Below are 1,947 nucleotides of genomic sequence, written 5' to 3' on the forward strand. Positions count from 1 at the left end.
CCTCGGAAATCGCCGGCAGCCTGCCGCTGATGAAAGTCAGCGACTACCTGACCTGGCTCGCCGAAGCCATCCTCGAACAAGTGCTGGCCCTGGCCTGGCGCCAGACGGTTGCCCGCTACGGCTCGCCGCAACGGGTGGACGGCACCTTGTGCGATCCTGGCTTCATCATTGTCGGTTATGGGAAAGTCGGCGGCATCGAATTGGGGCATGGTTCGGACCTGGACCTGGTGTTTATCCATGACGGTGACCCCCAGGCCGAAACCGACGGTGCCAAGCCGATCGATGGCGCGCAGTTCTTTACCCGGCTGGGGCAGCGGATCATTCACCTGCTGACCACCCAGACCAACTCGGGCCAGTTGTATGAAGTGGACATGCGCCTGCGGCCTTCGGGCGCATCCGGTTTGCTGGTAAGTTCCCTGGGCGCATTTGCGCGTTATCAGGAAAACGAAGCCTGGACCTGGGAGCACCAGGCGCTGGTGCGTGCGCGAGTGCTGGTAGGCAGTCAGGATGTGGGCCGTGCTTTCGAGCAGGTACGGGCGCAAGTGCTGGGCCGTGCGCAGGACCTGGACAAGCTGCGCCAGGAGGTCAGCGAGATGCGCGCCAAGATGCGCGACAACCTCGGCACCAAGTCCACGGCGGCGGGAACGGCGGCGAATGCCTTCGAACCCACGGCGTCGTTCGACCTCAAGCAGGACGCCGGAGGTATCGTCGATATTGAATTTATGGTGCAATACGCGGCTTTGGCGTGGTCTGCGCAACATCCATCGTTGCTGCGCTACACCGACAATATCCGCATTCTGGAAGGCCTGGAGCAGGTCGGGCTGATGCCCGCCGCCGATGCCCATTTGCTGCGCGAGGTGTATAAAGCCTACCGTTCCGCCGCTCACCGCCAGGCCCTGCAGAACGAGGCCGGTACGGTGGCCGGGGACCAGTTCGCTGACGAACGGCGCCAGGTGCAGCGAATCTGGCATGAACTGGGGTTAAGCTGAAACACTATATAAGGCGGGGAGGCATGAGCCTCCCCGTATCGTTTGTGGAAACTACATGAATATTCTGATCGTTGGGCCCAGTTGGGTCGGTGACATGGTGATGGCGCAGACACTGTTCCAGTGCCTCAAGCAACGTCATCCCGACTGCCAAATCGACGTGCTCGCCCCCGAGTGGAGCCGGCCGATCCTTGAGCGCATGCCCGAGGTGCGTCAGGCCTTGAGCTTCCCGCTCGGCCACGGCGCGCTGGAGCTGGCGACCCGTCGACGCATCGGCAAGTCCCTGGCTGGCCAGTACGATCAGGCGATCCTGTTGCCCAACTCGATGAAGTCGGCACTGGTGCCGTTCTTCGCCGGTATTCCCAAGCGCACCGGCTGGCGTGGCGAGTTTCGCTATGGCCTGCTCAACGACGTACGCAAGCTCGACAAGGCCCGTTACCCGTTGATGATCGAGCGCTTCATGGCCCTGGCCTACGCGCCGGGTGCCGAGTTGCCTGCACCGTATCCACGTCCGAGCCTGCAAATCGACCCGGTCACCCGGGATGCGGCCCTGGCGAAGTTTGGCCTGGAGCTGGACCGTCCGGTGCTGGCGCTGTGCCCTGGCGCCGAGTTTGGCGAGTCCAAGCGCTGGCCTTCGGAGCATTACGCCAAGGTTGCGGAGATGAAGATTCGCGAGGGCTGGCAAGTCTGGTTGTTCGGCTCGAAAAACGATCATTCGGTGGGCGAGGATATTCGCCAGCGCTTGATCCCGGGGCTGCGCGAAGAGGCGGTCAACCTGAGCGGCGACACATCCCTGGCCGAGGCCATCGACCTGCTGTCCTGTGCCGACGCGGTGGTGTCCAACGACTCCGGCCTGATGCACGTGGCCGCGGCGCTGAACCGCCCGCTGGTGGCAGTGTATGGCTCGACGTCTCCCGGGTTTACCCCGCCGCTGGCCGACAAGGTCGAAGTGGTGCGCCTG

1 protein-coding gene and 1 pseudogene are annotated in these 1,947 nt (G+C 63.5%); both read left to right on the forward strand.

All coding sequences use genetic code 11. The features are described from left to right. A pseudogene (locus HX846_RS36150) lies at positions 1-989 on the forward strand (bifunctional glutamine synthetase adenylyltransferase/deadenyltransferase); the annotation flags it as partial. 55 nt (positions 990-1,044) lie between these two features. Beyond that, a partial coding sequence (waaF, locus tag HX846_RS36155) for a lipopolysaccharide heptosyltransferase II (protein ID WP_178967339.1) occupies positions 1,045-1,947 on the forward strand: 903 nt, incomplete at its 3' end.

Origin of the sequence: Pseudomonas sp. K5002 (assembly GCF_013386655.1) — a bacterium.
GTDB lineage: Bacteria > Pseudomonadota > Gammaproteobacteria > Pseudomonadales > Pseudomonadaceae > Aquipseudomonas.